Here is a 24,994-nt window from a genome sequence, read left to right as displayed (position 1 = left end):
GCCGAAGGGGAGCCGTGACATGCCGCTGCTTGAGCCGAACCCGCAGGCACTCCGTCCCGGTACGAAGCGGAGTCCGGCCCCCGACCGGGTCCCCGAGCTCACGAAGGGCACGCCGCGGCGGCTGCGCGAGGAACTCTCCGAGCTCCTGGGCGCGGAGAAGGTCCTGTCCGGCCTCTCGGACCTGGTCCGTTACGCCTCCGACGCCAGCCCGTACCGCTTCGTCCCGCAGGTCGTCGTGGTCGCCGAGGACATCGACGACATCTCCGCCGTCCTGTCGTACGCGCACGGCAAGGGCCGCGAGGTCGTCTTCCGGGCCGCGGGGACCAGCCTCAACGGGCAGGCGCAGGGTGAGGACATCCTCGTCGACGTCCGTCGCCACTGGGCGGGCGTCGAGGTCCTGGACGGCGGTGCCCGCGCCCGGATCCGCCCCGGCACCACCGTCGTCCGGGCCAACGCGGCACTCGCCCCGCACGGGCGGGTCCTGGGTCCCGATCCGGCCAGCGCCATCGCCTGCACGCTGGGCGGGGTCGTCGCCAACAACGCCTCGGGGATGACCGCGGGGACCACCCGGAACTCGTACCGGACACTGGCCTCGCTCACCTTCGTGCTGCCGTCCGGGACGGTGGTCGACACGGCGGACCCCGCGGCCGACGAGGAGCTCGCGCGCGCCGAGCCGCGGCTGTGCGCGGGGCTCCTCGCGCTCAAGGCCGAGATCGAGGCGGACGCCGAGCTGACGGCCCGGATCCGGGCCAAGTACGCCATCAAGAACACCAACGGCTACCGGCTCGACGCCTTCCTGGACGGTGCCACGCCGGTCCGGATCCTGCGGGGTCTGATGGTCGGCTCCGAGGGCACCTTCGGCTTCATCGCCGAGACCGTCTTCGACACCCTCCCGCTGGACCGCGAGGTCTCCACGGCCCTGCTCTTCTTCCCCTCCCTGCCGGCCGCGGCGGCGGCGGTGCCGCTGTTCAACGAGGCCGGGGCGCTCGCCGTCGAGCTGATGGACGGCAACACGCTGCGGGCCTCGGTGAGCGTGGCGGGCGTCCCCGCCGACTGGGCCGAGCTGCCGAAGGAGACGGCGGCGCTCCTGGTGGAGTTCCGGGCCCCGGACGCGGCGGCTCGGGAGGCGTACGAGCGGGCGGCGGAGGCGGTGCTGGCCGGGCTCGCCCTGGTCGCCCCGGTGCCCTCCGTGGAGAACGCCTTCACCCGGGACCCGAAGCGGATCAGTGGCTACTGGAAGGCCCGCAAGGCCTTCGTGTCGGCCGTCGGCGGCTCGCGCCCCTCGGGGACGACCCTGATCACCGAGGACTTCGCGGTGCCGCCGGACCGGCTCGCGGAGGCCTGTGCCGAGCTGCTCGACCTCCAGTCCCGGCACGGCTTCGACGCGGCCGTCGCCGGCCACGCGGCCCACGGGAACCTCCACTTCCTTCTCGCGTTCGACGCCGGCGACCCGGCCGACGTCGAGCGGTACGCGGCCTTCATGGACGAGTTCTGCAAGCTGACCGTGGAGCGGTTCGACGGCTCGCTGAAGGCCGAGCACGCCACCGGACGCAACATCGCGCCGTTCCTGGAGCTGGAGTGGGGGACGAAGGCGACCGAGCTGATGTGGCGGGTCAAGGAGATCATCGACCCCGACGGGGTCCTCGCCCCCAGGATCGTCCTCGACCGCGATCCGCAGGCCCATCTGCGCGGCCTGAAGACGATCCCGACGGTGGAGCGGATCGTGGACCCCTGCATCGAGTGCGGCTTCTGCGAACCGACCTGTCCCAGCCAGGACCTGACGACCACTCCGCGCCAGCGGATCGTGCTGCGCCGGGAGATGATGCGCCAGCCGGACGGCTCACCCGTCGAGGCCCGCCTCCTGGAGGCGTACGGCTACGACGCCGTCGACACCTGCGCCGGCGACTCCACCTGCAAGCTGGCCTGCCCGGTCGGGATCGACACGGGCGCGCTCATGAAGGAGTTCCGGCACGAGCGGCACTCGCCGCGCGAGGAGCGGATCGCCGCCCTGGCCGCGAGGAACTTCCGCGCGGTGGAGGCCTCGGCGCGGCTCGCGGTGGCCGCCGCCGACCGGATCGGCGACCGGGTCCTGGAGAGGGTGACCGGCCTGGCCCGCAAGGCCGTCCGCCCCGATCTCGTACCGGAGTGGCTGCCCGAGATCCCGGGTGCGGCCGCGCGCCGGCTGCCCCGCACCCATCGTCCTGCGGCCGTCGCCGTCTACTACCCGGCCTGTGTGAACCGGATCTTCGGCGGGCCCGACGGCCATCGCGGCCCCTCCCTGCCGGAGGCCGTCGTCGCCGTGTCGGCGCGGGCCGGGAAGCCGGTGTGGATCCCCGACGACGTGGCCGGCACGTGCTGCGCCACGATCTGGCACTCCAAGGGGTACGAGCGGGGCAACGAGGTGATGGCCAACCGGATCGTCGAGGCCGCCTGGGGGTGGACCGCCGGCGGGAAACTGCCCCTCGTCGTCGACGCCTCCTCGTGCACGCTCGGTATCGCGCAGGAGGTCGTCCCGTACCTCACGGCGGACAACCGCGAGCTGCACGGCGAGCTCACCGTCCTCGACTCCCTCGTCTGGGCGGCGGACGAGCTGCTCCCCCGGCTCGACGTGCGCCGCCGGGTCACCTCCGCCGTGGTCCACCCGACCTGCTCCATGCGCCACCTGGGCGACGAGGAGCAGCTGACCCGGCTGGCCGAGGCGTGCGCCGAGGAGGTCGTCGTCCCCGCCGACGCGGGCTGCTGCGCCTTCGCGGGCGACCGCGGCATGCTGCATCCGGAGCTGACGGCCTCGGCGACGGCGCGCGAGGCGGCCGAGGTCACGGCCCGCTCCTTCGACGCGCACCTGTCGGCCAACCGGATGTGCGAGATCGGGATGGACCGGGCCACCGGCCGCACCTATCAGTCGGTGCTGCTCGCCCTGGAGCGCGCGACCCGTCCCTGACCTTCCGTCAGCCCTTCCCCGCAGGACCCCTCACCCCGGCCGGTGAGGGGTCCTTCGTATGTTCGGGTGATCACACGGTGTCGTGTACGACTCCGTGCGATATCCGGAACAGTAAAGTCCAACTACCCGTCGCAAGAGTCCTATCCGCGCCCTTGCGCACCATCGGTCACCGGGGCCAGGGTCCTGTGCGGGATTCATGAAACAGCCGTGCACACAGCTCCTGGAGGTTCCATGAACGAGCAGGTACCGCCCAGCCCGAGCCGTCGCAAGGTCCTCAGGACCACCGCGGGCGCGGCCGGAGCAGGCCTCGGCATCGCCGCCGTCGGAGCGCCGGCCGCCCAGGCCGCCACCGCGTCGGCCGCCACCACGACCACGGCGGAAGCGACGACGGAGACCGCCGCCGGGGGCACGCCCAGGCGTCGCGGACAGACCATGGCCGGGGTTCCCTTCGACGGCCGTTCCACGGTCCGTGTCGGGATCGTCGGCCTCGGCAACCGGGGCAACGGCATGATCGGCCTCTTCCTCGCGCTCCCCTGGGTGCGGGTGGTGGCCGTCTGCGACCCGGTGCGGGAGAAGGCCGAGCGGGCCGCCGCCAAGGTCGTCGCCGCCGGTCAGCCCGCGCCCGCCGTGTACACGAACGGCGAGGACGACTACGAGAACCTCTGCGCCCGTTCCGACCTCGACTTCGTCTACGTGGCCACCCCCTGGGACCAGCACTTCCCGATGGCCAAGGCGGCGATGCTGAACGGCAAGCACGTCGGCGTCGAGTGTCCGATCGCGATGACGATCGCCGAGCTCTGGGAGCTGGTCGACCTCTCGGAGCAGACCCGCCGCCACTGCATGCAGCTGGAGAACTGCTGCTACGGGCGGAACGAGATGCGGGTCCTGCGCATGGCGCACGCCGGCAAGTTCGGCCAACTGCTGCACGGCGCGGGGGCGTACAACCACGACCTGCGCGGCCTGATGTTCTCGCCGACCTACTACGAGGGGCCCTGGCGCCGGCTGTGGCACACGCGGCTGCGCGGCGACCTCTACCCCAACCACGGCTTCGGGCCCGTCGCCAACTACATGGACGTCAACCGCGGCGACCGGGTGGTGAGCATCAGCAGTTTCGGCACGCCGGCGCTCGGGCTCGCCGAGTACCGCGCGGAGCACATGCCGCCCGGCGACCCGAGCTGGAAGGAGACGTACATCGAGAGCGACCGGACGATCAGTCTGGTCCAGACGGCCAAGGGACGGCTCATCCGGCTGGAGCACGACGTCTCCACCCCGCACCCGTACAGCCGGATCAACAGCCTGGGCGGTACGAAGGGCGTCTTCGAGGACTACCCGGCCCGGATCTACCTGGAGCCGGACCACACGAACGACCAGTGGGCCGACTTCTCGTCGTACGCCGCCGAGTTCGACCACTGGCTGTGGAAGGAGCACGCCAACCCGCCCGGCGGCCACGGCGGCATGGACTACATCATGATCTACCGGCTGATGCAGTGCGTGCAGCTGGGCCTGGTCCCGGACTTCGACGTGTACGACGCGGCCACGTGGACGGCTCCGGTGCCGCTGAGCCATGCCTCGATCAAGGCGAAGGGCGCGCCGCAGGCGATCCCCGACTTCACGCGCGGCGAGTGGAGCAACGCCCGCTCGGGCGTGGACTCGGTCAAGCCCGCCTGAGGTGTGTGGTGCCCGGCCTCCGAGTGCGGGGGCCGGGCACCGCCGTGTTCAGCAGCGCCGCCGGTCCTCGGTGAGCGTCCCCTGAACCGTCGTCAGGCTCCGGTCCCAGCAGCCCTCGGAGCCGTACAGCCGGTAGCGCTCGGTGGTGGTGCCGACCGCGTGCCGCTGGTCGCGCGGCACACCGGTGGTGTAGGTCGCGTCCCCGGTGTACGTGTCGTCCAGGCGCGACCAGGAGAGGCGTCGCCCGTCGCGCAGGACGAGGGTGTCGGCGCGGTCCCCGAGGGTGAGGACCGTCCGCAGCCGGTCGCCCGTGCCGATCGTCGTCTCGCCGTCCATGGTGTACGCGCGCTGGACGCGGGTGACGGTACGGCCGCTGGTCACGGTCTCGTCGTCCGTCCAGCGCCCGGTGAACGCGTCCGGGTTCTCGCCCTCGCCCCAGCGGTGGACCGAGGTGTGGCCGACGGTCCGGTCGACGGTGGTGGTGATCCGGCCGTGCGAGGTGTTCAGGTGACCCGCGACGGTGAGCCGGTGTCCCGCCCCGGTGTCGACGGTGTGCGGGGCGGTCCCGGAGGCCGCCGTGTACACGGAGGAGTTGCGCGGGACGCTCTCCTCGTGCCGGTCGAGCCCGCCGGTGACGACCCGACTGCCCTCGTCCTGCCAGAGCAGCACGTTGGTGGGGACGGACCAGCCGCTCAGGCCGGCCGGGACGCCGGCGACGGAGACCTCCACGCGGTGGGCCCGGCCGTCGTTGAGGAGGGCGGCGAAGGGCGTGAGGTCGTAGACGACCGGCTGGACGTCGAAGGCGCGCGGGCCGGGGGTGACGTACCAGAGGAAGGGGTTGGACCAGCCTCCGGTCCAGACCGTGGGGAAGGGGGCCGCGATGCCCGCGAGCCGGCCGTCGACGGCGATCCGGACCTCGCGGTGCGGGCCGTCGGTCGCCCGGCAGGAGTAGGGGGCGGTGTCGGGGACGGAGAGGTACCAGTACTCCTCGCAGCCGCCGCCGGAGCCGGTGGCGTACACCTCGGCGAGGAGCCGTTCGGTGTTGCGCGGGGTGGTGAGGGTGGGGCCGGTGAGGGGGATCACCCGGTCGGGGGTGCCGGCGGCGGGCTTCACGCGGCCCTCGGCGGTGTGGAAGGTGAGGGTGACCCGGACGTCGAGGACGCCCGTGTACGTCTCGTTCACGACATTGCCGATGAGCATCTCGACGGGCTGCGGACGGCTGAGGGTGTCGCGGTAGCGGGTGACGTCCTTCTCGACGGACCAGGAGATGCCGTCGGGCGAGGGCTGGGGCGTGGAGGTGCGGAGGATCTCCACGCCGCCGACGGTGAGGTAGCCGAGCCGGTCGTACTGACGGCCCTTGACGCTGCCTTCGAGCCGGAGGACGACCTTGTTCCAGCGGGTGCCGCACTCCTTCGGCGGGGTGTACCGGCCCTGGTACGGGGTGAAGTCGCGGAACTGCGCGGCGGCGAGGGTGACCTCGCAGCTGCGGGTGCCGGGGGTCTCGACGGGCGGGGCGGCGGTGACCGGGTCGTGCCAGTCGCTGGCGAACTCGGCCGGGGGCGTCGGGCCGTTCGGACCCTCGGCGGCGGCCGGGTGGGCGGTGAGCAGCGCCCCGGCGGCCAGGACCAGACCGCTGAGCATGCTCATGATCTTGAGTGATCTCATGGGGCGGAAGTGAAGCGCGGTCACCGCGGCGCGGTCCAGAGGACGATGAGCGGACATGGCGCGATCTGTTCCCTCTTGGGGAAAATCGATTGCCGCTCCCTGGGGAAAAAGCGAACCTTGCACGGTTTCCACTCCGCCGTCGCACCCCCGGCGCGCGATCCCCCACCCAGACAGACCCGGAGATCCTGGGACGCCATGCAGATTCGAGATCTTCCCTACGCCGACCCAGGGGCACCCGATGTCCGCTCGGGCACCCGGTTCCTCCTCTGGCTCGGCCGCAACCAGCTCGGCGGACAGGTGAAGGCCCTGCTCTGGGGGCTGCTCCTCCAGCTGGGCATCGCCGGACTGCCGCTCGGCGTCGGCGTCGCCGTGCAGGCGGTCGTGGACCGTGACGGCGGGCGGCTCGCACTCGCCGCCGGGCTGCTCGTGGGCTGCGGGCTCGCCATCGCGGTCGGCGACACGATGCTCCACCGCGTCGCCGTCACCAACTGGATCACCGCCGCCGCCCGGGTCCAGCAGCTCCTCTCCCGCAAGACCGCCGAGCTGGGCTCGGTCCTGACCCGACGGGTCGCAGCGGGCGAAGTCGTCTCCGTGTCCACGGGCGACGTCGAGAAGATCGGCTGGTTCGTCGAGGCGCTGTCCCGGTTCGCCGCCGCCGCCCTCTCCCTGCTGATCGTCTGCGTCGCCCTCGTCGTCTACCAGCCCGCCCTGGGCATCGTCGTCGCGATCGGCGTCCCCGTCCTCGCCCTCGCCGTGCTGCCGCTCCTCCCCCGCGCGACGCGGCGTGCGGACGTCCAGCGCGAGAAGGCGGGCAAGGCCACGGAGCTGGCCTCCGACACCGTCGCCGGACTCCGCGTCCTGCGCGGCATCGGCGGCGAGGAGCTGTTCCTCGGCCGCTACCGCGCCGCCTCCCAGGAGGTCCGCAAGGCCGCCGTGCACAGCGCGCGGATGTGGGCGCTGATCGCCGCGATCCAGGTCCTCCTGCCCGGCGTCCTGCTCATCGTCGTCGTGGCGTACGGCGCTCGGCTCGCGCTCGACGGGCGGATCACGGTCGGCGAACTCGTCACCGTCTACGGCGCCGTGGCCCTCACCCATCACCCGATGAGGAACTTCGAGGAGATCGCGATGGCCTTCTCCTTCTCCCGGCCGTCGGCGAAGCGGGCCGCCCGGGTTCTCGCGCTGACCCGCACCACGACCACCACCGACGCCGCGGGCGAGGAGCGCGAGGCGACCGGCGACCTGTACGACCCGCTGACCGGGCTCGTCGCCCCGGCCGGCCGCTTCACCGCCGTCGTCTGCGGCGACCCGGACGTGGCCGGACGGCTCGCGGACCGGCTCGGCGGACACCCGACCGAACCGGCCGAGGGGCACACCTCCGTCCTGCTCGGCGGGGTCCCGCTGGACGAGCTGCCGCTGGCGGCCGCCCGTACGGCCGTCCTCGTGCAGGACAAGGACCCGGTCCTGCTCTCGGGCACCCTGCGGGAGCTCCTCGACGTGCCTTCCTCGGGCGCGGTCCGGGCCGAGGACGCGCTCGCCGCCGCCCAGTGCGGCGACGTCCTCGACGCACTCGCCCAGGCCTCCGTCGACACCGACGGGGACCCGATGCGGACGCGGATCACCGAGCGGGGCCGGTCGCTCTCCGGCGGCCAGCGCCAGCGGCTCGCGCTCGCCCGCTCCCTGGTGACCGATCCGGAGGTGCTCGTCCTGGACGAGCCCACCTCGGCGGTCGACTCGCACACCGAGTCCCGGGTGGCGGACGGCATCGCCCGGCTGCGCGAGGGCGGGACCACCGTGGTCCTCGCCTCCTCGCCGCTGCTCCTCGACCGCGCCGACCGGGTGGTCCTGGTCCACGACGGGCAGGCGGTCGCCGTCGGCACCCACCGTGAACTGCTCGCGAAGGAGCCCCGCTACCGCGCGGTCGTCACCCGCGAGACGGACGAGGAGCTCGCCGCGGCGGGCAGCCGCCTCCACGGCATCGACACGGACGAACTCGACGCACTGGAAGGGGAAACGGCATGATCGGCCTGGCGCCACCGGAGTACGACCCGGCGGCCCCCACGACGGCGACGACGCTGCCCGTCGCGGCCGGCCCGACCGTACGGATCTACGTACGGGAGCTGCTGCGCCGTCACCGCAGGGCGTTCGCCCTGCTCATCGGGGTGAACGCGGTCGCCGTGATCGCCTCGATGACCGGCCCGTACCTCCTCGGTTCGGTGGTCGACGAGCTGAGCGCCGGGGCCCGCGACCTCCATCTGGAGCGGACGGTCGCGCTGTTCGCGGTCGCCCTGATCGTCCAGACGGTCTTCGTCCGGCTCGTCCGGCTGCGCGGGGCGATGCTCGGCGAGGAGATGCTCGCCGATCTGCGAGAGGACTTCCTCGTCCGCTCCGTCGGCCTGCCGCCCGGCGTCCTCGAACGGGCCGGCACGGGCGACCTGCTCTCCCGTATCACCACGGACATCGACCGGCTCGCCAACGCCATGCGCGAGGCCGTGCCCCAGCTGGCCATCGGCGTCGTCTGGGTGGGACTGCTGCTCGGCGGGCTCGCCGTGACCGCGCCCCCGCTCGCGCTCGCGGCGCTGCTCGCGGCGCCGGTGCTCGTCGTGGGCTGCCGCTGGTACTTCAAGCGGGCGCCGTCCGCGTACCGCTCGGAGTCCGCGGGGTACGCGGCGGTGGCCGCCGCGCTGGCCGAGACGGTCGACGCGGGGCGCACCGTCGAGTCGCACCGCCTCGGCGCGGAGCGCGTCGCCCTCTCCGACCGGCGCATCACCGAGTGGGTCGCGTGGGAGAGGTACACGCTCTTCCTGCGGTCGGTGCTCTTCCCGGTCGTCACGCTCACCCACACGACGGTGCTGTGCGGTGTCCTCCTCCTCGGCGGGGTCTTCGTCTTCCAGGGCTGGATCGACGTGGGCCAGCTGACGACGGGTGCGTTGCTCGCCCAGATGCTGGTGGACCCGATCGGGATCGTGCTCCGCTGGTACGACGAGCTCCAGGTCGCGCAGGTCTCGCTGGGCCGGCTGGTCGGCGTCCGGGACATCGAACCGGCCGCGGGCGACCACGAGGTACGCCCGGACGGGCGGGCCGTCCGGGCGGACGAGGTCCGGTTCGGCTACCGCGAGGGCGTCGACGTGCTGCACGAGGTGTCCCTGAAGGTGGCGCCGGGCACCCGGCTCGCCCTCGTGGGCCCGTCGGGCGCGGGCAAGTCCACGCTCGGCCGGCTGCTCGCGGGCATCTACGCCCCGAGGACGGGCTCGGTCACCCTCGGCGCCGCCGAGCTGGCGCGGATGCCCGCCGAGCGGGTCCGCGAGCACGTGGCCCTGGTCAATCAGGAGCACCACGTCTTCGTCGGCTCGCTCCGGGACAATCTGCTGCTCGCCCGGACCGGCGCCGCCGACGCCGACCTGTGGGAGGCCCTGTCCGCGGTGGACGCGGACGGGTGGGCCCGGGGCCTCGACGAGGGCCTGGACACGGAGGTCGGCTCGGGCGGCCGTTCGCTCACCCCGGCGCAGGCCCAGCAGGTGGCGCTGGCCCGGCTCGTCCTGGCGGACCCGCACACGCTGGTCCTGGACGAGGCGACCTCGCTCCTCGACCCGAGGGCGGCCCGGCATCTGGAGCGGTCGCTCGCCCGGGTCCTCGACGGGCGTACGGTCGTGGCCATCGCGCACCGGCTGCACACCGCGCACGACGCCGATCTGATCGCGGTGGTCGAGGCCGGCCGGATCAGCGAGCTGGGCAGCCACGACGAGCTGGTGGCGGCGGACGGCGCGTACGCGGCGCTGTGGCGGTCCTGGCACGGCTGACCCGCGCGGTGGGGGCGCGCCGGCCGGCGCGCCCCCATTCCTCTCGGCAGCGGATCGCTCAGGAGCCGATGGTTCAGTAACCGATGGTGAAGCGGCGCTGGACGAAGCGGGGCAGCTCCGCCTCGTCGACGAGCGCCACGGCGGCGTCCTCGGCCGAGACGCGGCTGCGTCCCTCGGCGTCCCTGACCGGCTGGTCCTCGCCTATACGGAAGCGGCCGGTGCGCTCGCCGGGCGCGATGTCCTCGGCGGGGCTGAAGTAGGTCCATCGACGGTTCGAGGTGCGCAGCACGTTCAGGGCGTCCCGGTGGCCGCGTACCGCCGCCGCGTAGGCACGGGGCAGCCCGACGGAGTCGAGGGTCTCGTGGAGACGCTCCTCCGCGTCGGCGAGCACCACTCCGGGCTCGATCTCCAGGCTGCCGGCGCCGCCTACGACGATCAGCCGGGTCCTGGGATGGGTCTCCAGGGCCTTGAGCAGGGCCCGGGCCGCGGTGGCGTAGACGCCGGCGTCGGCGATGGAGCGCTCGATGGTGTCCGCGAGGTCCCGGGCGGCGTTTCCGGGCTGGAAGGCGCTGATCAGGACGTCGAGTCCCGGCAGGACGGCGGCGATGCCCTCGGGGTCGAGGACGTCGAGGCTCGTCCAGGTGATGTTCTCGCGGGTCTCGGCGGCCGCGGCCCCGGTGGTGTCGCGGCCGAAGGCCCTGATGTCGTGCCCGCGTGCGAGGGCCTCCGCGACGACGCGGCTGCCGATGGTGCCGGTGGCTCCGATGACTCCGATGCGCATGACTCTCCCCTGTGATCACATCCACGACGCGACTCACGTGACGCCGTGCGAAAACTATACGCCGTGAAGTTCACGGCGTGCAGTTTTCCTACACCCCTCAGCGGAGCGGTAGGGTTCCCGGATGACCGGGACTTCGGAAGCACGGACAGGGACGCCGCCGGCCGGCCGGGGACGCCGTGAGCGGCTACGGGCCGAGACCACGGCGGAGATCAAGGACACGGCTCTGCGGCTGATGGCCTCCGGCGGGCCCGACGCGATCACACTGCGGGCCATCGCCCGCGAGATGGGCATGACGGCCAACGCGATCTACGGCTACTTCGCCACCCGCGACGACCTGGTCACCACGCTCATCGACGACGTGTACTCGGCGCTCGCCGACGCCGTGGACGCCGCCTGGGCGAACACCCCTGCCGAGGACCCGGCCGCCCGGATCCTGGCCTGGACCCGCGCCTTCCGAGCCTGGGCCCTGACGAACCCCGAGGGCTTCCGGCTCGTGTACGGCGACCCCGTCCCCGGCTACCGCGCCCCCGAGGAAGGTCCCGCCCCGGACGCGGCCCGCCGGGTGTGCACCGGCCTCGCCGGACTCGCCGCGGCGGCCTGGCCGTACGCCGAACCCCTCTACCGGGACAGCGCGTTCACCTGGACCGACTTCGACGCCGGACTCCTCGACAAGGTGCGCCCGGCCTTCCCCGACCTCCCGCCGGCCGGAGTCGCCCTCGCGCTACGGCTGTGGGGGCACCTGCACGGGCTCGTCGCCCTGGAGGTGTACGGGCATCTCGGCCGCCAGACGACAAGCCCGGACAAGCTCTTCCAGGAGGAGCTGACCCGGCTCGTGACCACCCTCGGCGTCCCGCGCACCGACGCGCCGACCGACGGCCCGTCGCAAGGACGAGGACAGGGCGGCCGGAGCACGGCTCGCTGACGCTTTCATGCCTCCTCGGCGGGTCGGGTGAAACGGTCGCTCGGCTCGCCCCGGAGTCGGCCGACCGGAAGTCTGCGGCCGTAGGCCACCGACAGGAGGTCCTGGGCCGCGCCGTACACGGGCGCACCGGAGCCGTACGACCAGTCGAGGTCCTCGGCGCACAGCCGCACACCGTCGAGGTCGCAGCCGAAGAACCTCAGGCCGCTGGGCCGGATCTCGTCGAGCAGGATGTGCAGCCGGTCCTCGGGGACACGCCGATCGTGGCCGAGGGCGAGCGTGACGTCCAGCCCGTGCACCACGTCGTGGCCGAGCGCCGCCGCGAAGCCACCGACCGGTGGGGTCCAGGGGTGGTGGGCGTTGTCCCGGACAAAGGCGGAGAGCGCGGTGGTGGAATGGGCTTCCGCATCCCTGCGCGCGACCCGGTCGGTCATCCGGTGGAGGTTCCCGCGCGCCTTGACCAACTCGCCCAACGTGGCGGGCAGGGAGAGCCGGAACCCCATCGACATGTGCGCCACGACCTCGCGCACTCGCCATCCCGTGCAGAGGCTCTGTTCGTCCCACTGCTCGGTTCGCAGCGTGTCGAACAGGTCGGCCAGTTCTCGGCGTTCCGCCGCGATCGCGGCCCTGATCGCGGCCCTCGTGCCCTTGCGGGCTGTCCCGTTCTCCATGTGATCAAGCCTGCGGCCGACCGGGCGATATCTCCAATAGATAGTTGTACTGCCACCTAGAATCACGAGTTATGGAGCTTCGTCAGCTGCGCTACCTCGTCTGCGTGGTGGAGGAAGGCGGATTCACCCGCGCCGCCGCCCGGCTGCATCTGTCGCAGCCCGGCCTCAGCGCCCAGATCCGCCAGCTGGAGAAGGAGCTGGGGCAGCCCTTGCTCGACCGCTCCGGCCGATCGGTGACGCCGACCGAGGTGGGCAGGGCGGTCCTTCCCTACGCCCGCGCCGCACTGGCCGCGGCGGACGCGGTGCAGCAGACGGTGGATGCGTACACGGGCCTGCTGCGTGGCCGGGTCACGCTGGGGATGGTCTCCGGTGCCGCCGGTCACGCATTCGACATCGCCGCCCTGCTCGCGGACTTCCACGACGACCACCCCTCGGTGGAGGTGGCGCTCACCGAGGACAGCACGGAACGGATGCAGGCCGCGCTCGTGACGGGCGAGCTCGACATCGCCGTACTCGGGACGGCAGAGGAGGTGCCACCACCGGGAACGGCCTTCCAAACGGTGATCGACGTCCCGCTCGTCGCCGTTGTCGCACCTGGCGGTCCGCTGCTCGACGGCCTCGACAGCCTCGACGGCACGAGCATCCCGCTCGCCGCACTCCGCGATCGGCCGCTGATCTGCCTGCCCCGTGGCACCGGGGTGCGCGCGGCGCTCGAACGCGGCTGTTCGCAGGCAGGATTCCGCCCCCGGGTCACCTTCGAGGCGGCAGCCCCCCACCTGCTCGTACAACTCGCCGCGCGGGGCCTGGGCATCGCCGTGCTGCCCGCCGGAGAGGACGGGTCCCCGCTCGACGGACACCTCCGCACCCTGCGGATCGTCCGGCCCGAGATGCGGGCCCGTGTCGCGCTCGCATGGCAGGCCACGGGTCCCTCCAGCCCCGCGGCCCGGAAACTCCTCGACCGTCTGCGCGAGGCGCTCCCGAAACCGTCCCCGAATCCGCCGGGCGGCTAGGGGGTGTCCGGCCCTAGAAGAAGCCGAGCGCCGAGGCCCCGCCGACGCCGCCGAGCACCATGAAGGCAGGCATGAGGACCTTGAGCTCGACCCAGCTGCCGGCCCGGAAGCGCATCCCCTTGGGCGGGCCGATCGGGTACCAGCGCTTGCGGCCCACCGGGATGGGCCACAGGATCGGGCAGCCGGAGACCGTCAGGGCGTCGCCGATGTCGTGGACGAGGGCGCCGAGGACGATCGGCAGGCCGAGCCAGAGGTACTCCTGGCCGGGGCCGGTGAAGAACCAGTCCGCGCCGTTGCCGGGCTTGTCGAGGACGCCCGCGAGGATCCAGGCGCTGGTGGCGCCGAGCAGCCAGACCAGGACGTCGCTGGACATCCGGGCGGCCCGCCACAACAGCCCTTCCACGGCGAGGACCAGGTGGACGAAGAGGATGGCCAGGACCGCCCACCGGCCGCCGGTGACCGCCGCGGCGGAGGCTGCGGCACCGATCAGGACGGCCCAGAGCCAGGTGTGGGTGAGCGTCCGGTGCCCGCCGGACCTGCGGGGGTCGGCGGCGGAGCGGGTGGCCTTGTAGACGGCGTACGAGAGCTTGTCGACGACCTCGCAGAGGAGCCGGGAGACCGGCCCGAAGGCGCGGGAGATGGTCGCCGACTTGTGGTCGAGGTCAGGGGCGAGGGCGGCGCCGGCGCAGATGAGCGCGCCGACGAGGAGGACCGGCCAGGGCATGGGACGGTCGAAGGCGGCGGCCGCCGCTCCGACACCCAGCCAGGCCGCCGCTCCGGACAGTGAGTGCGCCGGTCCCATCATGGTCGCTGCCGCCCCGTTTCTCGTGCGCCGGCGCTCAGTTGACGACCGGTCGACGGACGAGCCTACCGTCCGTGATCAAGAAGGCCTCCGGCCGGTTCCCTCATCCGAGCGGAATCCAGGCAAGATGGGGGGCGTGACCCTTATCGATCGTCTTCCGCCGACCGCCGACCCCGACGCCCTCTTCGAGGCCTTCTCCTCATGGGCCGAGGACCAGGGCATCACGCTCTACCCGGCCCAGGAGGAGGCGCTCATCGAGGTGGTGTCCGGGGCGAACGTGATCCTGTCCACCCCCACCGGCTCGGGGAAGTCGCTGGTCGCCGCGGGGGCGCACTTCACGGCGCTCGCGAACGACCAGGTCACCTTCTACACGGCGCCGATCAAGGCGCTGGTGTCGGAGAAGTTCTTCGACCTGTGCAAGATCTTCGGCACCGAGAACGTCGGCATGCTCACCGGCGACGCCTCCGTGAACGCGGACGCGCCGGTCATCTGCTGCACCGCCGAGGTGCTCGCCTCGATCGCGCTGCGGGACGGCAAGTACGCCGACATCGGCCAGGTCGTCATGGACGAGTTCCACTTCTACGCCGAGGCCGACCGCGGCTGGGCCTGGCAGATCCCGATCCTCGAACTGCCGCAGGCGCAGTTCGTCCTCATGTCGGCGACGCTCGGCGACGTGTCGATGTTCGAGAAGGACCTGACGCGGCGGACCGGACGGCCGACCTCGGTGGTCCGCTCGGCGACGCGGCCGGTGCCCCTCTCTTACGAGTACGAGCTGACGCCGATCACGGACACCCTGACGGAGCTCCTGGAGACCAAGCAGGCTCCGGTCTACATCGTCCACTTCACGCAGGCGCAGGCCGTCGAGCGGGCCCAGTCGCTCATGAGCATCAACATGTGCACGCGTGAGGAGAAGGACAGGATCGCCGAGCTGATCGGCAACTTCCGCTTCACCACCAAGTTCGGGCAGAACCTCTCGCGGTACGTCCGCCACGGCATCGGCGTGCACCACGCGGGCATGCTGCCCAAGTACCGGCGGCTCGTCGAGAAGCTGGCCCAGGCCGGTCTGCTGAAGGTCATCTGCGGGACGGACACGCTGGGCGTCGGTGTCAACGTGCCCATCCGTACGGTGCTGTTCACGGCGCTGACGAAGTACGACGGCAGCCGGGTGCGCACCCTCCGGGCCCGTGAGTTCCACCAGATCGCGGGCCGGGCCGGACGGGCCGGCTTCGACACGGCGGGTTACGTGGTCGCGCAGGCGCCCGAGCACGTCATCGAGAACGAGAAGGCGCTCGCAAAGGCCGGCGACGACCCGAAGAAGCGCCGCAAGGTCGTCCGCAAGAAGGCCCCGGAAGGCTTCGTCGCCTGGAGCGACACCACCTTCGAGAAGCTGATCGGCTCCGAGCCCGAGCCGCTGACCTCGCGCTTCAAGGTCACCAACATCATGCTGCTCTCGGTGATCGCCCGGCCGGGCAACGCCTTCGACGCGATGCGCAAGCTCCTGGAGGACAACCACGAGCCGCGCAAGGCGCAGCTGCGGCACATCCGCCGGGCCATCGCGATCTACCGCTCGCTGCTCGACGGCGGTGTGGTGGAGCAGCTGGACACACCGGACGCCGAGGGCCGCACGATCCGGCTGACGGTCGACCTCCAGCAGGACTTCGCGCTGAACCAGCCGCTGTCGACCTTCGCGCTCGCCGCCTTCGACCTGCTGGACCCGGAGTCCCCGTCGTACGCCCTCGACATGGTGTCGGTCGTCGAGTCGACGCTCGACGACCCGCGCCAGATCCTCGCCGCGATGCAGAACAAGGCGCGCGGGGAGGCCGTCGGGCAGATGAAGCGCGACGGCGTCGAGTACGAGGAGCGGATGGAGCGGCTCCAGGAGATCTCGTACCCGAAGCCGCTGGAGGAGCTGCTCTGGCACGCGTACGACGTCTACCGGAAGTCCCACCCGTGGGTCGGCGACCACCCGGTGTCGCCGAAGTCGGTCATCCGTGACATGTACGAACGCGCCATGACCTTCACGGAGTTCACGTCCTGGTACGAGCTGGCGCGGACCGAGGGCATCGTCCTGCGCTACCTCGCGAGCGCGTACAAGGCGCTCGACCACACCATCCCGGACGACCTGAAGACCGAGGACCTGGAGGACCTGATCGCCTGGCTGGGCGAGATGGTGCGACAGGTGGACTCCTCGCTGCTCGACGAGTGGGAGCAGCTGGCGAACCCGGAGATCCAGACGGCCGAGGAGGCCCAGGAGAAGGCCGACCAGGTCAAGCCGGTCACGGCGAACGCCCGCGCCTTCCGGGTCCTCGTGCGCAACGCGATGTTCCGCCGGGTGGAGCTGGCGGCCCTCGACAACGTGGACGCGCTCGGCGAGCTGGACGCGGAGTCCGGCTGGGACGCGGACGCGTGGGGCGAGGCGATGGACGCCTACTGGGACGAGTACGACGATCTCGGTACGGGCCCGGACGCGCGCGGCCCGAAGCTGCTGGCCATCGAGGAGGACGCGGCGCACGGCCTGTGGCGCGTCCGGCAGACCTTCGCCGACCCGAACGGCGACCATGACTGGGGCATCAGCGCGGAGGTGGATCTCGCCGCCTCCGACGAGGAGGGCCGCGCGGTCGTACGCGTGACGTCCGTCGGACAGCTGTAGAGGAGAGACCTGACGTGACCAATCCCGCCGAGAGGCTCGTCGATCTGCTCGACCTGGAGCAGATCGAGGTCAACATCTTCCGTGGGCGGAGCCCGCAGGAGTCGCTGCAACGGGTCTTCGGCGGGCAGGTCGCCGGGCAGGCCCTCGTCGCGGCCGGGCGCACCACGGAGGGCGACCGGCCGGTCCATTCGCTGCACTCCTACTTCCTGCGGCCGGGCCGGCCGGGCGTGCCGATCGTGTATCAGGTGGAGCGGGTGCGGGACGGGCGGTCGTTCACGACCCGTCGGGTCACGGCCGTGCAGGAGGGCCGGACGATCTTCAATCTCACGGCCTCCTTCCACAAGCCGGAGGAGGGCGCCTTCGAGCATCAGCTGCCGCCCCGGCACCTGACCGACCCGGAGAGCCTTCCGGACCTCGCCGACGAGATCCGCGAACACCTCGGCGCGCTGCCGGAGGCCCTGGAGCGGATGGCCCGTCGCCAACCGTTCCAGATCCGGTACGTGGACCGGCTGCGCTGGACCCAGGACGAGGTCAAGGGCGCGGACCCGCGCTCGGCGGTGTGGATGCGGGCCGTGGGGCCGCTGGGCGACGACCCGCTGATCCACACCTGCGCCCTGACGTACGCCTCGGACATGACCCTGCTGGACGCGGTCCGCATCCCGGTGGAGCCCCTGTGGGGCCCCCGCGGTTTCGACATGGCGTCGCTGGACCACGCGATGTGGTTCCACCGGCCTTTCCGGGCCGACGAGTGGTTCCTGTACGACCAGGAGTCGCCGATCGCGACCGGCGGACGCGGCCTGGCCCGGGGCCGGATCTACGACCGCGAGGGGCAGCTCCTGGTGTCGGTGGTCCAGGAGGGCCTGTTCAGGAAGCTCTGAGCGGTCCGGTCACTCGTACTCCGTGCCGCCCTTCCGGGTCAGGTAGGCCGGGCTGACCGCCTTGGCGATGGCCCGGCCGCCGACGACCGGGCTGTACCGCTCGGTGGCGGGGCGGATGACGACACCCTCCCGCAGGTGCGCCTCGCGCCCGGAGACGGTCTCCCGGCCGCTGGCGTGCGCGAGGACGGTGTCCAGGTCGTACGGGCCGCTGTACAGACTCGGGACGAGCGGCACCTCGCCGGGTTCGAGGACCTCGGCGGGGGTCAGCCAGTGGACCTGGCCGTCGATCTCGGCCGACAGGTCGAAGAGCGCGTAGCCGACGGTCCCGGAGCGGCCGTCGGCGCCGTAGGTGAGGTCCTGCACCCCGGCTCCGTAGACCTCGCCGAAGAAGCCGATCCGCCGGGCGCCGAGGCGCTCGGCGAGCCGCTCCGCGACGGCGGGCAGTCCGTGCGCGTGGACGGCGCGCCAGTACAGGTTGCGGGGGTCCTCCTGGAGCGCGAGGCCCTTCGCCCCGTACCCCTTGGAGGAGACCTGGACGCGCCCGTCCTCGGCGTGCCAGGTCAGCAGGCAGGCCGTGCCGTGGAGCTTCTCCGTCAGGACGACGGGCTCGCCGGGCTCGAAGATGTCCGGGTAGCGCTGGAGGTTCTCGATGTCGACCCAGGGCAGCAGGTCGGGTGCCGACTCGACGTCGCCGTTCATGGTGGTCGGGATCGGTGGGACCCATTTGGTGATGCCGAGCGTCTCCGCGAAGTCGGTCCGCTCGGCCGCGGCCCGGGCGAGGTCGGTGTCGGCGAGCGCGCCGGGGCGGCACACGATGCCCTGCGACAGCTCGCCGCGCAGTCGTACGGCCCTGACCCGGTCGGAGTCCTTCCCTGCCAGGCGGCCCGTCAGCCCGAGCTCGTCGACGAGGGGGGCGGGCAGCACCGCCTGCTCCGGTATGTAGAGGGCCGCGTCGCCGGTCCGGTAGGCGCCCTTGGCGACGACGGCGCGGTAGAGGCCGACCTGGGCGAGTTCCAGGGCGTCGGCGTTGGGGTGGGGGTGGACGGTGAGGACTTCGGCGGTGACGCGCAGGGTCGACATGTCAGGACTCCGGTGGCTCGGGTTTCGTTCTCATCGGTGATCACTGTGCCGACGCGAATTTCCCTGGGCCATCGTTTTCTCGCCTGGTAGCGTCGCCGGGTTCCCGTACCGTGGCCACCCCCTTCGCTACGGTGTGTCGTCGATCCCCGGGAGGGCGTCCTGGACGACCTCGTGGCGGCGGGAGCGGATGTCGGGGCCCGGCGGGTGGAGTTTGGCGTCGCAGGTCGGGCCGAGGCCCGTGCGGCGGGAGTCCGCGCCGGTGAGCGGGCGGCCGCAGAGTCGGCAGCACACCCGGTGGGGCTCTTCCTCCGTCGCGGAATCGATCGCGAGCGCCAGTCGTTCTTCACCCATGCTGAGATCAAACCCCATTTCGACCAGGAGCGGTCCATGAGCCTGTACGACATCCCCCTGAAGACCCTGACCGGGGAGGCCGTCTCCCTCGCCGACTACCGGGACCGCGCGGTCCTCGTCGTGAACGTGGCCTCGAAGTGCGGTCTGACCCCGCAGTACGCGGGTCTGGAGCGGCTGCAGAAGGAGTACGGGGAGCGTGGCCTCACCGTGCTCGGCGTGCCCTGCAACCAGTTCGCGGGCCAGGAGCCGGGCGGTGCGGACGAGATCCAGACCTTCTGCTCGGTGACCTACGGGGTGTCCTTCCCGCTCCTGGAGAAGACGGACGTCAACGGCGAGGGCCGCCACCCGCTCTACACGGAGCTGACCAAGGTCGCGGACGCCGACGGCGAGGCCGGCGACGTGCAGTGGAACTTCGAGAAGTTCCTCGTCGGCAAGGACGGCGGGGTCACCCGCTTCCGTCCGCGCACCGAGCCGGAGGCCCCGGAGGTCCTCTCCGCGATCGAGGCGCAGCTCGCCTGAGGCGGGCCGTGGCCCCCGGCGCCGTCGGGTGACGGTGTCCGGGGGCGTTTCGGTGCCGGGCCGCTCAGGCGGTGCGGGGGCGGAGCCGGCAGCGGGCCGGGCCCGCCGCCTGGAGGGTGATCGCGGGGGCGACCGGGACCTCGGTGTCGACGGCCTCGAACTCGTACTTCTGGAGGAGCATCGCCAGGGCGACCACCGACTCCAGCATCGAGAAGTGCTGGCCTATGCAGGCACGCGGGCCGCCGCCGAAGGGGAACCAGGCGTACCGGGGGCGGGCGGCCTCCGCCTCGGGCGTGAAGCGGTCGGGGTCGAAGCGCTCCGGGTCCTCCCAGTAGGCGGGGTGCCGGTGGGTGACCCAGGGCACGACGATGACGTCCGCGCCGGCCGGGACGGTGACGCCGTCGATCTCGGTGGCGGCGACGGCTCGGCGGCCGATGGCGGGCGCGGCCGGGAAGAGCCGCATGGCCTCCTTGAGGACCTGGGTGACATACGGCAGGGAGTCCAGGTCGGCGGCGCCGGGGGTACGTCCCGCGAGCACCCGGTCGACCTCCTCGTGCGCCCGCTTCCGGACCTCCGGGTGCAGGCCGAGGAGGTGGAGGGCGAAGCCGAGGGAGGTCGCGGTCGTCTCGTGGCCGGCGACGAGGAAGACGAGGACCTGCTCGCGCAGCTCGGTGGCGCTGAAGCTGCCGTCCTCGGCGCTCTCGGCCTCGGCGAGGAGCGTGAGGAGGTCCTGCCCGTCGCCGGGGGCGCGGCCGGACTCCCGGCGGTCGGCGATGATCCGGTCGCAGACCTCGTACAGCGCCTGGTGGACGGCGGCGGCCCGGCGGTTGCCGGGGGTGGGCCAGTCGCGGGGCGTCTTGAGCGGCGAGTAGCCGCGGCGGAGGACGTAGGCGCCGACCTCGGGGAAGCAGCGCTCGACGACCTCGACGGCCGCGTCGACGTCGGTGCCGAAGAGGATGCGGGCGACGGCGCGGAGCGCGAGCCGGGCCATCTGCTGGAGGACGTCGACGGTGAAGGCGCCGTCCTCGTCCCACTCCGCGGTGAGGGCGGTGACCTCGGCGGCGATGGCGGCGGCGTATCCGTCGACGTGGCGCTTGGTGAAGAGGGGCTGGACGAGTCGGCGCTGGCGCAGATAGTCCTCGTCCTGGCTGGTGAGCAGGCCGTTGCCGAAGGACTCGCGGATCTCCTGGTAGAAGGCGTTGTCCTTGCGGAAGTTGGCCGACTCGCCGGCGAGGACCTGCTGCGCGCCCGCTGCGGAGAAGACGCCGTAGACGGTGGCGCGCATCCCCGGCGGCCCGGCGGTGATCCGGACGACGTCGCCGTGCTCGCGCTGGGCGCGCAGGAAGGTGCCCAGCGAGTCGTTCTTGAGGTCGAGCAGGGAGCCGAGCAGCGGTCGTCCCGCGAGCTCGGGCGCTTCCGCCCCCGTGGTGGTGGCCATGATCGGTTCCCCCTTGATCGTCACCGGCGGGGTGATTCTCCCCCAGGAAGTAACCCACAAGTAGACCGGGCTGAACACCCGTCCGAATACGGCCGGTTGGTCCGGCTCGGGCGACTGTCAGTGGTGTCTGCAAGGCTCGCTGCATGGACCGACCCGAGCTCACGCTGCAACTGACGATCGACTGTGCGGACCCCCAGCGGCTCGTGCCCTTCTGGCTGGAGGCCCTGCGGTACGTCCCCGACCCGCCGCCCGCCGGACACGCCTCCTGGCGGGAGTACTGGCAGGCGATCGGGGTGCCCGAGGACGAGCTGGGCGAGGACGCCGGGGAGCTGCCCGAGTCCATCGTGGACCCGAAGGGCGTGGGCCCCCGCGTCTGGTTCCAGCAGGTCCCGGAGCCCAAGACCGTCAAGAACCGCGTCCACCTCGACCTCAAGGTCGGCGGCGGCCGCGAGGTCCCGCTCGCGCTGCGCCGGGAGCGGGTGGACGGCGAGGTGGCCCGCCTGACGGCCCTGGGCGCCACGATCCTGTACGCGATGGACGAGCCGAACGGCATGGACTACTACGCGGTGGTGCTCCAGGACCCGGAGGGCAACGAATTCTGTCTCGTATGACGACGTCCGGGGCGGGGCGCCCCGCGCCCCGCCCCGGCACCGCTTGCCGGAGATGCGCCCCGCCGAGAACGCAACCGTCCAGGCCGAGAGCGTGGCGGATCGCACGCCCGCCGGATGCCCGCTATGTCAGACCCGGGCCCTAGCCTTGAATACATGTCCGATCACCACAGAGAGACCCCCAGCCCCGAAGCCCTGAACGACGCCATCCGCACCCTGTGGGCCCGCGCCGGCGAACAACGCCGCTCGCTGACCACCGACGAGCAGCGGATCTATCAGGTACTCGTGGCCGCCTGGGCCGAGGCCAAGGACGCCGAGCAGGAACTCGCCGCCTGAGGGCAGTGCTCGGCCCCGCCTGCATCGCAGCAGCAGGCGGAGCCGTAGCGGATCCCCCCGACGGGGGTGGCGGGGAGGCCGTGGCGACAGCATGCACCCGAATCCAGCCAGCCGGTAGAGGAATGGCGAGAAACGCCTGAAGGATGAAGTCCCTGCCCCTGCCTTCCTGTGCCAGAAGCCGTTCGGGTGCATCGACACGAACGAGGCAGGGCCCGTACCGAAGGGGTACAGGCCCTGTGCGCATCGATCGGTCCGCTACTTCGCGAGCGCGCGGCTGATGACCATCCGCTGGATCTCGCTCGTGCCCTCGAAGATCGTGTAGATGGCCGCGTCGCGGTGCATCCGCTCCACCGGGTACTCCCGGGTGTAGCCGTTGCCGCCGAGGATCTGGATGGCCTGGCCGGTGACCTGCTTGGCGACCTCGCTCGCGTACAGCTTGGACATGGAGCCCTCGGCCGAGGTGAAGGGCTTGCCGGCGGTCGCCATCCAGGAGGCGCGCCAGACGAGGAGCCGTGCCGCGTCGATCTGGGTGCGCATGTCGGCGAGCTGGAAGGCGATGCCCTGGTTCTCGATGATCGGGCGGCCGAACTGCACGCGGGTCTTCGCGTAGTCGAGGGCGACCTCGTACGCGGCGCGGGCCGTGCCGACGGCCATGGCGCCGACCGCCGGGCGCGAGGCCTCGAAGGTGGCCATGGCGGCGTTCTTCACGCTCGCGCCGCCGCCACCCGCCTTGGCCTTCTCCCGGGCCCTGGCGAGGCGCTCGTCGAGCTTCTCCTTGCCGCCGAGGAGGCAGTGACCGGGGACGCGGACGTCCTCCAGGACGACCTCGGCGGTGTGGGAGGCGCGGATGCCGTGCTTCTGGAACTTCTGCCCCTGCGAGAGGCCCGGGGTGTTCGGCGGCACGATGAAGGAGGCGTGGCCCCGGGAGCCGAGCTCGGCGTCCACGACGGCGACGACGACGTGGACGTTGGCGATGCCGCCGTTGGTCGCCCAGGTCTTGGTGCCGTTGAGGACCCACTCGTCCTTGCCCTCGTCGTACACGGCCCGGGTGCGCATGGCGGCGACGTCGGAGCCGGCGTCGGGCTCGGAGGAGCAGAAGGCGGCGACCTTCACGTCGTTCGCGTCGCCGTACATCTGCGGGACCCAGGTGCCGATCTGCTCCTCGGTGCCGTTGGCGAGGACGCCGACGGCGGCGAGGCCGGTGCCGACGATGGAGAGGGCGATGCCCGCGTCGCCCCAGAAGAGCTCCTCCATGGTCATGGGGACGCCGAGGCCGGTCGGGTCGAAGAACTGCTGGGCGTAGAAGTCGAGGGAGTAGATTCCGAGCTTGGCGGCTTCCTGGATGATCGGCCAGGGGGTCTCCTCACGCTCGTCCCACTCGGCCGCGGCCGGACGCATCACATCGGCGGCGAAACCGTGCAGCCAGTCGCGGACCTGCTTCTGGTCGTCGTTGAGTTCGAGCGTGAACTCGGCCATAGTTCCCTCCCAGCAGTACGTTACTTGCGGTAACAGCAGTCTGTTACCGGTGGGTACGGGCTGTCAACCTGCGGCGGAGCACTTCGGGCCGCCCGGCACCGAGTGCCGGGCGGGTGTTACGTTGCGACAGCCTCACGGAATCGCACGGGCGGGGAGACACGCTTATGGACATCACACACCGGACCACCGACCAGCAGAAGCCCGCGGAACAGCGCCGGCGCGAACTGCTGGAGGCGGCGGACCGGGTGGTGCTCCGGGACGGGCCCAAGGCGTCCATGAACGCCATCGCGGCGGAGGCCGGCATCACCAAGCCGATCCTCTACCGGCACTTCGGCGACAAGGGCGGCCTCTACCGCGCCCTCGCCACCCGCCACACGGACGCGCTCCTGTCGGCGCTCCGGGCCGCGCTCGACGCCCCCTCCGACCGGCGCCGCCGCGTCGAGTCCACCCTCGACACCTATCTCGCCTCGATCGAGGCGATGCCCCAGGTCTACCGCTTCCTCATGCACCCGGCGGAGGAGTCGCACCAGTCCGAGCAGAGCTTCGACGTCGGCCGCCACTCGGCCCCGCTGCTGCGCCGCATGGGCGAGGAGCTCGGCCAGGTCATCGCCGAGCGCGTCGACCTGGGACCCGCCGCCGACGTCCAGGCCCGCATCTGGGGCCACGGCATCGTCGGCATGATGCACGCGGCCGGCGACTGGTGGCTCGGCGAGCGCCCCTGCTCCCGCGCCGAGCTGGTCAGCAGCCTGGCCGACCTCCTGTGGGGCCGGCTCGCGATGGCCGACGACCTGCCCGGCGGTCCGGGCTTCTGACCGGACGCTCAACCCTCCAGCACGGACGCGTCACCGCCCCACGGCTGCTTGCGGATCGTCCGCAGCAGACGTGACTTGCGCCACCCCGTCACATGGTCGGCGTAGACCCCGCCCCTCAGGTGGTCCGTCTCGTGCTGGAGGCAGCGGGCGAAGAAACCCGTGCCCTCGATCCGTACCGGAGTGCCGTCCAGCCGGACGCCCTCCACCACGGCACGGTCGAAACGGGGCGTCGGCGCCTCCAGGCCCGGCAGGGAGAGACAGCCCTCGGGGCCCCGGATCACGTCGCCGTCGGCCTCCACCAACGTCGGATTCACCACATGGCCCAGGTGGCGCGTGTCCTCGTCGTCGGGGCAGTCGTATACGAAGACCCGCAGGCCCACACCGACCTGGTTCGCCGCCAGGCCCACGCCGTGCGCCGCGTACATCGTGGCGAACATGTCCTCGACGAGGCGGGCCAGTTCGGGGCCGAAGTCGGTGACGGGCGCGCAGGGGGTGTGCAGTACGGGGTCGCCGAGCAGAGTCATCGCTCGGGCGAGGCCGGAACTGCCGGGGATGGGGCGGTTTCGCATGGCCGTAAGGGTACGGTCCGCCG

The 24,994-nt window shown here is 72.1% G+C and carries 21 protein-coding genes; 12 read left to right on the top strand and 9 right to left on the bottom strand.

The window, feature by feature from the left end:
• The first annotated feature begins 19 nt into the window (after window positions 1–19).
• Together SGA01_RS02815 and SGA01_RS02810 are read left to right on the top strand one after the other, a co-directional pair.
• Window positions 20–2,941, top strand: a complete 2,922-nt coding sequence (locus tag SGA01_RS02815) for an FAD-binding and (Fe-S)-binding domain-containing protein (RefSeq protein WP_141292958.1) — start codon at window positions 20–22, stop codon at window positions 2,939–2,941.
• Between the two features lie 231 nt (window positions 2,942–3,172).
• Window positions 3,173–4,609, top strand: a complete 1,437-nt coding sequence (locus tag SGA01_RS02810) for a Gfo/Idh/MocA family protein (RefSeq protein ID WP_141292956.1) — start codon at window positions 3,173–3,175, stop codon at window positions 4,607–4,609.
• A 48-nt stretch (window positions 4,610–4,657) separates the two neighbouring features.
• On the opposite strand, the gene SGA01_RS02805 is transcribed toward SGA01_RS02810, so the two are convergent.
• Window positions 4,658–6,274: a peptide-N4-asparagine amidase gene (locus tag SGA01_RS02805; RefSeq protein WP_167533987.1), complete on the bottom strand. Its 1,617-nt coding sequence runs from the start codon at window positions 6,272–6,274 to the stop codon at window positions 4,658–4,660.
• Window positions 6,275–6,469: 195 nt separating this feature from the next.
• Between SGA01_RS02805 and SGA01_RS02800 the strand changes: the two genes are divergently transcribed.
• Together SGA01_RS02800 and SGA01_RS02795 are read left to right on the top strand one after the other, a co-directional pair.
• Window positions 6,470–8,293 (top strand): ABC transporter transmembrane domain-containing protein, encoded by a 1,824-nt coding sequence (locus tag SGA01_RS02800; protein ID WP_141292954.1) that lies wholly within the window; start codon window positions 6,470–6,472, stop codon window positions 8,291–8,293.
• Window positions 8,290–10,071 carry an ABC transporter ATP-binding protein gene (locus SGA01_RS02795; RefSeq protein ID WP_141292952.1) on the top strand — a complete coding sequence of 594 codons (1,782 nt, stop codon included), beginning with the start codon at window positions 8,290–8,292 and terminating at the stop codon, window positions 10,069–10,071. The genes SGA01_RS02800 and SGA01_RS02795 overlap by 4 nt, the downstream gene beginning before the upstream one ends.
• 73 nt (window positions 10,072–10,144) lie before the next feature.
• Here SGA01_RS02795 and SGA01_RS02790 read toward each other — a convergent pair whose 3' ends face one another.
• Window positions 10,145–10,852 carry an NAD(P)-dependent oxidoreductase gene (locus SGA01_RS02790; RefSeq protein ID WP_141292950.1) on the bottom strand — a complete coding sequence of 236 codons (708 nt, stop codon included), beginning with the start codon at window positions 10,850–10,852 and terminating at the stop codon, window positions 10,145–10,147.
• A 121-nt stretch (window positions 10,853–10,973) separates the two neighbouring features.
• Between SGA01_RS02790 and SGA01_RS02785 the strand changes: the two genes are divergently transcribed.
• The gene (locus tag SGA01_RS02785) at window positions 10,974–11,774 is read left to right on the top strand and encodes a TetR/AcrR family transcriptional regulator (RefSeq protein ID WP_141292948.1); all 801 of its coding nucleotides are present in this window, start codon (window positions 10,974–10,976) and stop codon (window positions 11,772–11,774) included.
• A gap of 5 nt (window positions 11,775–11,779) precedes the next feature.
• Here SGA01_RS02785 and SGA01_RS02780 read toward each other — a convergent pair whose 3' ends face one another.
• Complete coding sequence (locus SGA01_RS02780; RefSeq protein ID WP_141292946.1) at window positions 11,780–12,442, bottom strand: maleylpyruvate isomerase family mycothiol-dependent enzyme; 663 nt, start codon at window positions 12,440–12,442, stop codon at window positions 11,780–11,782.
• A 71-nt stretch (window positions 12,443–12,513) separates the two neighbouring features.
• Here SGA01_RS02780 and SGA01_RS02775 point away from each other — a divergent pair, with 71 nt between their 5' ends.
• Window positions 12,514–13,452, top strand: coding sequence for a LysR family transcriptional regulator (locus SGA01_RS02775; RefSeq protein ID WP_141292944.1), 939 nt, complete (start codon window positions 12,514–12,516; stop codon window positions 13,450–13,452).
• Window positions 13,453–13,465: 13 nt separating this feature from the next.
• Here the strand turns inward: SGA01_RS02775 and SGA01_RS02770 are convergent, their stop codons facing one another.
• Window positions 13,466–14,257, bottom strand: a complete 792-nt coding sequence (locus tag SGA01_RS02770; protein ID WP_141292942.1) for a metal-dependent hydrolase — start codon at window positions 14,255–14,257, stop codon at window positions 13,466–13,468.
• Between the two features lie 133 nt (window positions 14,258–14,390).
• Here SGA01_RS02770 and SGA01_RS02765 point away from each other — a divergent pair, with 133 nt between their 5' ends.
• The gene (locus SGA01_RS02765; protein WP_141292940.1) at window positions 14,391–16,904 is read left to right on the top strand and encodes a DEAD/DEAH box helicase; all 2,514 of its coding nucleotides are present in this window, start codon (window positions 14,391–14,393) and stop codon (window positions 16,902–16,904) included.
• A gap of 14 nt (window positions 16,905–16,918) precedes the next feature.
• Window positions 16,919–17,782 carry an acyl-CoA thioesterase gene (locus SGA01_RS02760; protein WP_141292938.1) on the top strand — a complete coding sequence of 288 codons (864 nt, stop codon included), beginning with the start codon at window positions 16,919–16,921 and terminating at the stop codon, window positions 17,780–17,782.
• A 9-nt stretch (window positions 17,783–17,791) separates the two neighbouring features.
• Here the strand turns inward: SGA01_RS02760 and SGA01_RS02755 are convergent, their stop codons facing one another.
• Window positions 17,792–18,862: an RNA ligase (ATP) gene (locus tag SGA01_RS02755; RefSeq protein WP_141292936.1), complete on the bottom strand. Its 1,071-nt coding sequence runs from the start codon at window positions 18,860–18,862 to the stop codon at window positions 17,792–17,794.
• Window positions 18,863–18,988: 126 nt separating this feature from the next.
• Complete coding sequence (locus SGA01_RS02750) at window positions 18,989–19,213, bottom strand: DUF6011 domain-containing protein (protein WP_141292934.1); 225 nt, start codon at window positions 19,211–19,213, stop codon at window positions 18,989–18,991.
• Window positions 19,214–19,249: 36 nt separating this feature from the next.
• Here SGA01_RS02750 and SGA01_RS02745 point away from each other — a divergent pair, with 36 nt between their 5' ends.
• Entirely contained in the window at window positions 19,250–19,732 is a 483-nt protein-coding gene (locus SGA01_RS02745) for a glutathione peroxidase (RefSeq protein ID WP_141292932.1), read from the top strand.
• 64 nt (window positions 19,733–19,796) lie between these two features.
• Here the strand turns inward: SGA01_RS02745 and SGA01_RS02740 are convergent, their stop codons facing one another.
• Window positions 19,797–21,170, bottom strand: coding sequence for a cytochrome P450 (locus SGA01_RS02740; protein ID WP_141292930.1), 1,374 nt, complete (start codon window positions 21,168–21,170; stop codon window positions 19,797–19,799).
• A 143-nt stretch (window positions 21,171–21,313) separates the two neighbouring features.
• Between SGA01_RS02740 and SGA01_RS02735 the strand changes: the two genes are divergently transcribed.
• Complete coding sequence (locus tag SGA01_RS02735; protein WP_141292928.1) at window positions 21,314–21,781, top strand: VOC family protein; 468 nt, start codon at window positions 21,314–21,316, stop codon at window positions 21,779–21,781.
• Between the two features lie 153 nt (window positions 21,782–21,934).
• Window positions 21,935–22,114: a hypothetical protein gene (locus SGA01_RS02730; RefSeq protein ID WP_141292926.1), complete on the top strand. Its 180-nt coding sequence runs from the start codon at window positions 21,935–21,937 to the stop codon at window positions 22,112–22,114.
• A gap of 255 nt (window positions 22,115–22,369) precedes the next feature.
• On the opposite strand, the gene SGA01_RS02725 is transcribed toward SGA01_RS02730, so the two are convergent.
• On the bottom strand, window positions 22,370–23,590 hold the full coding sequence (locus SGA01_RS02725) for an acyl-CoA dehydrogenase family protein (protein ID WP_141292924.1): 1,221 nt from the start codon (window positions 23,588–23,590) through the stop codon (window positions 22,370–22,372).
• A 164-nt stretch (window positions 23,591–23,754) separates the two neighbouring features.
• On the opposite strand from SGA01_RS02725, the gene SGA01_RS02720 reads away from it, so the two are divergent.
• Window positions 23,755–24,402: a TetR/AcrR family transcriptional regulator gene (locus SGA01_RS02720; protein WP_141292922.1), complete on the top strand. Its 648-nt coding sequence runs from the start codon at window positions 23,755–23,757 to the stop codon at window positions 24,400–24,402.
• Window positions 24,403–24,410: 8 nt separating this feature from the next.
• Here the strand turns inward: SGA01_RS02720 and def are convergent, their stop codons facing one another.
• Complete coding sequence (gene def / locus SGA01_RS02715) at window positions 24,411–24,971, bottom strand: peptide deformylase (protein WP_141292920.1); 561 nt, start codon at window positions 24,969–24,971, stop codon at window positions 24,411–24,413.
• Window positions 24,972–24,994: the final 23 nt, after the last annotated feature.

The organism is Streptomyces gardneri (assembly GCF_006539185.1).
GTDB lineage: Bacteria > Actinomycetota > Actinomycetes > Streptomycetales > Streptomycetaceae > Streptomyces > Streptomyces gardneri.
Note: the sequence above shows the minus strand (reverse complement) of the source record. Positions and strands in the feature narration are given on the sequence as shown.